Consider the following 5,627-nt stretch of genomic DNA (forward strand, 5'->3'; position numbering starts at 1 on the left):
CATCCATCAGATCCCGCTGGCGATCAGCCTCACCCTGCACAACCACATGATTTCAGCCCAACCCCGACGAGTCGCTCAGGCGCGCCCTTTGTTCAGCAGGCTCCTAGAAGCGCTCCTCGGCTACAACGTCGACATCGTTTCCGACGACCCCCGCGCGGGTGCCGCCATTGACGAAATTCGCGCCACCTCCGTCCCACTGTTCAGCCGCTGAGCCTGACCGATGCGGAGATCCGCCATCGACCTGCCCGAACGAGACGCCTACACCCGTACCCCAGCTGCTTAGCGACTCGCTGGATCGTGCCGGCATCGGTTCTCAACTTGGCCGCGGTCAACCCGAACTATGAAGCTCTATGAAGCCATGGTCCGATTATGAAGCGGCCTGCGGTTCGTTGGGCGTCGCCAGGAACTTCCTACCTGCACGAGGGCGCCTGTGCATCGCCCTGCGTAGAAGCGTGGGCCCGGGGCACTGGCGTCATCGGGCGGGTCTGCTGCACGGATAAGTGACCTCTGATCTGCGTCGATGTGTGTCGACGCTGGAAGGATGTCCACCATGCCGAAGGCGTTTCCCAAGGAGTTCCGCGAGGACGTGATCCGGGTCTACCGCGACTCCGATGCCTCGATGGCCCAGGTCGCGAAGGACTTCGGCATCTCGCCGTCGTGCGTGAAGCGGTGGCTCGCGATCGACGAGAAGGACCCGACCCGGCCGTCTGACTCGCCCCAGTCCTCCAGCGAGTCCGACGCGCTACGTGAGGCGAACAAACGGATCCAGCGGATCAAGCTCCTCGAGCAGGAGAACGAGGTCCTGCGCCGCGCGGCCGCCTATCTCTCGCAAGCACATCTGCCGGGAAAATCATGTACACTCGCTCGTCCGCGAGCTAGCCGCTGAGGGGGGATCCCCGTCGCGGTGACGTGCCGGGTCCTCAAGATCGCTCGCCAGCCCTACTACCGCTGGCTGAAGTGCCCGGTCACCGACGCCGAACTCATCGCCGCCTACCGCGAAAACGCCCTGTTCGACGCCAACCGCGACGACCCCGAGTTCGGCTACCGGTTCCTGCTCGACGAGGCCCGTGAAGCAGGTGAGCCGATGGCTGAACGCGAGGCCGGGGTGACCCTCGACGGCGGCACCGCGTGGAAAATCTGCTCCGAGCTTGGCTGGTGGTCTGTGTTCGGCAAGAAGCGCGGCGGCAACGGCAAGAAGCCAGGCCCGCCGGTTCATGACGACCTGGTTGAGCGGGACTTCACCGCCGACGCTCCGAACCGGCTGTGGCTGGCCGACATCACCGAGCACTGGACCCGCGAAGGCAAGCTTTACCTTGCGCGGTCAAGGACGCTTACTCCAACCAAATCGCCGGTTACTCCATCGACTCACGGATGAAGTCACAGATCGCCGTCGCTGCGCTCGACAAAGCCGTTGCCCGCCGCCGCGCTGAAGGTGCGGATGTGGCCGGCTGTGTGCTGCACACCGACCGTGGGTCGCAGTTTCGGTCCAGGAAGCTGGTCCACCAACTCAACCGGCACCAGATGGTCGGCTCGATGGGCCGAGTCGGCGCGGCCGCGACAACGCCGCCATGGAGTCCTTCTTCTCGCTGCTGCAGAAGAACGTCCTCGACCGCCGCGTCTGGAACACCCGCGAAGAGCTGCGTATCGCGATCGTGACCTGGACCGAGAGGACCTACCACCGACGCCGTCGCCGGGCCGCGCTCGGACGGTTGACCCCGGTCGAATACGAGTTGATCATGAAGCCCGCTGCCATCCAGGCGGCCTAACTAAAACTGTCACCCGTTCGTGCAGCAGACCCGTTCGCTCGAAGCGGGCCAAGTCTTGCTTCGTGGCGCAGTCTGGACCGTCTGTGTCGCCGACTTCGTCGCGCGGCTGTGGCTAGCTGAGGCTAACGCTGATTATGCACGGCAGCACTGGTCCGACGTCGCTCTTATCGCGCTGCCGATGCTGGGCCCGCTCGGCGGCTGCGGCTCCTAGCGTTCGCTCAGATTTTCCACCGAGGGTTTGCGAGCACGCTCGCTGGTCGCGTCACGAGCTATGTCATCGGAACGGCGGTGGCAGCCATCGGTCTCGCGGCCGGGCCGTGATCGACGTGGAGCGTGATTCCGGCGAAACAAACACCACGACATTCGGCGACGCGCTGTGGTGGGCTGCGACGACCATGACGACGGTCGGCTAAGGCCACCAGTCACTTCAGCTCTTTGGGCGAAGGATCCGTTTGCTGGCGTCCGCATAAAAACCGCTGACGACACGGTCGGCCATCGTGCGGCACGTCTCCTCGTCCTCGTAGCCCTGCCCGCCGTCTGTGGCGACGATGTTGCCATTGACGACGAGTCTCCAAGCCCACCGCCCGTCGGTGCGCACATACAGGACGCGCTTGATCGAGGGCGACTGAGAGTGTTCGCGGGCCATGGCACGACGCTACCGGCCACCGCGGACAGTCTCCGCCAGTATCAAACTGGCTATTTTTTGCGCGGGAGGTCCCAGCGGGTCGCGTGCATGACCTCGGATCGCGCGCCCGTCAGATGAGGCCGCTGAGCGAGGGGTCGCTGGGCGATCTCGGCAGTGACCAGATCGATGTGTCGATCGAGCCATCCCTGCGAGAACAAGCTCCCTCCTGAGGTCTCCTGGGTGCGCTTGCGCTTGTCGGCCATGGGTCCATCCTGACTCATTGGGATCTGGTTGTGTCGGCGGCTCGCCTGAGCCTTGGGTCGGTGTGTTCATGTGGACTATGCGGGAGGTCGTCAGTTCTTTCTATCGGCCGGAGTCTCGGACGTGTCGTCCGCGGCCCGCCTTCTCCCCATGTACTCGATCGCGGCCTCCTCCTGGGCCACGATGCTGCTGCTGAACTCGGGGTTGATCGTTCGAAGCGACTTGTCGGTCCAGTCCATATAGGTACCCCGTAGGTCCTTCGCTCGGTTGCTGAGCTCGAACACGCGAGGGAAGAGACGTGGGGCCACACCGGTGAACGGGACGACCTGGACGATTTCCGGGGAAACTGTCTCCCCGATCATCTCGTCGAATAGCTCCGCGGCCAGTGACTTCGGGTAGGGATCTATGTAGACGACCCTGCGAATTCCGGAGCCGATGATCAGGCGCATGCATTCGTGACAAGGGTAGGTGGTTGTGTAAAGAGTGCAGCCCCTCACCGGCCGGCCCTCGCGCGCCGAGGTCATCAGAGCCGCCATCTCTGCATGGAGGATGCGTCCGAATTCGATCAAATTCCGGACACGCGTACCGCCGAGGGGGCCGGCCTTGACAAGAGCTAGTTCAGCGCGTTCCTCATCGTCAAGTTTCTCGTAGGATCTTGTGAGCCAGCCGCTCCGCGCCAGACCAGTTAGGAGCTCCCTGACGGCGTCGAACTTCCCGGCGTCGTTGGCGTCGGTGGCAAGGCGGAAGTCGCGTCTGTCTTTGTCATCGCCGGGCCAAAACTGACCTCCGTGAGGTCGCGGGACATCGTTGCACCCGACCGCGACCACCTCCCCAAGGTCGTCGACGATCGCGGCGCCGACCTGTCGGCCAGCCGCTGAGGACCTGAACATCGCGGCGTGTGCGTGGTACATTCCCTGCTCGTCGCGCAAAGGCGTCGACCAGGGTTGACCCAAGAGCAGCTCGACGACCCGCACCGCGTCCGTTTGGATCTCCGTCGGACGACCACTGAGGTAGGCGTCGCACTGTTCGAAGGCGTCGCGGACCCGTTGCCCGGAGGCGGTTACCTCGTCGTCCTCGTCGCGTTCGATTAGTCGCGCGGCGAGTGCTTTCGCCTTACTCGGATTGAAGTCACGCCTTAGCGTCTTTTCGACCATCTTGCGTCGTTGCAACTCGGGGGTGCTGATCCCGATTACGATGAGCCTCTCACCGTAAATCTGGCGTAGGACGCGCACTTCCTCCTCGCGCTTGAGTGACCTAATGATCGATACGTGCAGGTGGCGGTTGCTTGCGGCCCCAGCCTGCGCTCGACGCGATTTGTTGATGGCGATCGCCGCCATCAATGCTGCGGCTGCCTGATCGTTGTACCTCTTCCGCAGTTTGTCGCCTTTGTTCATCAACCGCGTCCAACGGTCCGAATTGCGGTCCCTCTTGGGCGTTTTTAAGGCCAAATCGAGAATTTCACTGATCTGAATGAGCTCGGGGGTGTAATCGTTTGCCCTGAAAGCTCTGGCTAGGATCTCGTAGACCTTGGTTGTCGGGCTTCCGATGGGTGCCACCAGGGCCACGACGACCTCGAGGGAACCCGTCATCTCGGGCGTGTCACGCCGCCAGGTAAAGCCAGCAACGTCCGCCTCGTCCGCCTCGTCCGCCTCGTCCGCGCCATCCGTCGGTGGGTCCTTGAGGTTCCCCGCCACGTCATCGACCTGCTCGGTGGCCGCCTCATCTGAGCGTGACACGCCTTCCTCCGGGTCGGTCTTCGGCCCCGCCGTGTCGTCCGTGCAATCGTCGCCGCTCACCGCGATACCTTAGATGCTGGTCACCCTGTGCGCCACGAAAAGCCGACGTGCCTATCTTTTCCCCGGTCAGGTTCGCCAGCCAACGGATCTGCTACCGGTTCCTCATCGTTGAGGCACGCGACGCCGGTGAGCCGATGGCCGAACGCGCCGCGTGGAAGATCTGCTCCGACCCTTGCTGGTGGTCTGTGTTCGGGAAGAAGGGCGGGCTCAACGGCAAAAATGCAGGTCCGCCGGTCCATGACGACCTGGTGATGCACTATGCAGCACACCTGACTCCGGGCACGACCGCGCGCAGGGCGGCTACTAGAGACTCGACCCAGGACCGGGGTCTGGCCAGACTGCGACCTCGGTGACTGGTCGGTGGCCCTCTGTGCGGCTGCCCACCAGCAGGCTCGGTGTGGCTCTTCCATGGTCTGCAACCGGCTGGTCACCGCTGAGCTGGGTGCAGCTCGAGGGTGCACCTTCGATCGGTGTGCGAGGGTTCGCGCATCAGGTCTTCCCGTAGTGGTAATCTCCGCGCGCCTACGAGCCCACAACGAGTGGCGAGTCGTCTAACGTCGCTACCGGTGACGAGGCTTCATTGCCCTGCTGTACCCGCCGGCACCCACCGGGATTGACGTCGCCCAGAGCAGTACAGAGAAGTACGTCGACACCCCCGCCGCCGTCACGGGATGGTACGAATCACCAGAGCGCTTCGCGCGCCGATAATTGCAGCACGCCACGGAACGCCACCTATTTGTGCGATCCCATCCCGTTTGTGACCGGCTTGTGGCGGGATCGAGCGGCTTTGCTTGACCCTTCCCTCGGGAGCATCATGATCCGGATACCTGCTCGTTCGATCGTCGTTTTAGCAGTGTCTATCAGCCTAGTAGTTGCCGCAGTTCAGCCTTCGGATGCGTCTGGCGTTGGCGCACTGGTGGTGGGTCCGTGGCGGCTGGTCCTGCCTTGCCGGTGGGCGTATCCGACGCGGAGCCGTCGACGCAGGCAGAGGTTGACGGGGATGATCGTGTTCTGTGGGATCGGTACTCGCGCGCTGTGGTCAACGAGTCCGGCAATGTGGCTCTTCACAATCCGGGGTGTAGTTGGGGTCCGAAGCCCCCGGATTCCAGGAGCGATCTGGCGATGTAGTTGGTGAGGTTGCGGAATCCGAGGGCTGAGCCACGGAGGTGTTCGAGCCGT

General features: G+C 63.5%; 4 protein-coding genes and 1 pseudogene. 2 read left to right on the forward strand and 3 right to left on the reverse strand.

Annotation, left to right across the window (positions count from 1 at the left end; all coding sequences use genetic code 11):
• Together FZC61_RS23295 and FZC61_RS22725 are read left to right on the forward strand one after the other, a co-directional pair.
• A partial coding sequence (locus FZC61_RS23295; protein WP_170286247.1) for a hypothetical protein occupies nt 1-211 on the forward strand: 211 nt, incomplete at its 5' end.
• A gap of 339 nt (nt 212-550) precedes the next feature.
• A pseudogene (locus FZC61_RS22725) lies at nt 551-1,766 on the forward strand (IS3 family transposase).
• Between the two features lie 427 nt (nt 1,767-2,193).
• Here FZC61_RS22725 and FZC61_RS22730 read toward each other — a convergent pair.
• From FZC61_RS22730 to FZC61_RS22740, 3 genes are all read right to left on the reverse strand, one after another.
• On the reverse strand, nt 2,194-2,412 hold the full coding sequence (locus tag FZC61_RS22730) for a DUF1508 domain-containing protein (protein ID WP_148616551.1): 219 nt from the start codon (nt 2,410-2,412) through the stop codon (nt 2,194-2,196).
• 50 nt (nt 2,413-2,462) lie between these two features.
• Entirely contained in the window at nt 2,463-2,654 is a 192-nt protein-coding gene (locus tag FZC61_RS22735) for a hypothetical protein (RefSeq protein WP_148616552.1), read from the reverse strand.
• A 90-nt stretch (nt 2,655-2,744) separates the two neighbouring features.
• Nucleotides 2,745-4,448, reverse strand: coding sequence for a deaminase (locus tag FZC61_RS22740; protein ID WP_148616553.1), 1,704 nt, complete (start codon nt 4,446-4,448; stop codon nt 2,745-2,747).
• Between the last annotated feature and the right edge of the window lie 1,179 nt (nt 4,449-5,627).

The organism is Nocardioides rubriscoriae (assembly GCF_008087085.1).
Taxonomy (GTDB): domain Bacteria; phylum Actinomycetota; class Actinomycetes; order Propionibacteriales; family Nocardioidaceae; genus Nocardioides; species Nocardioides rubriscoriae.

Coding starts and splice junctions, on each gene's coding strand:
- FZC61_RS22735 (WP_148616552.1), bottom strand. CDS start 2,654: ATGGCCGACAAGCGCAAGCGCACCCAGGAGACCTCAGGAGGGAGCTTG.
- FZC61_RS22730 (WP_148616551.1), bottom strand. CDS start 2,412: ATGGCCCGCGAACACTCTCAGTCGCCCTCGATCAAGCGCGTCCTGTAT.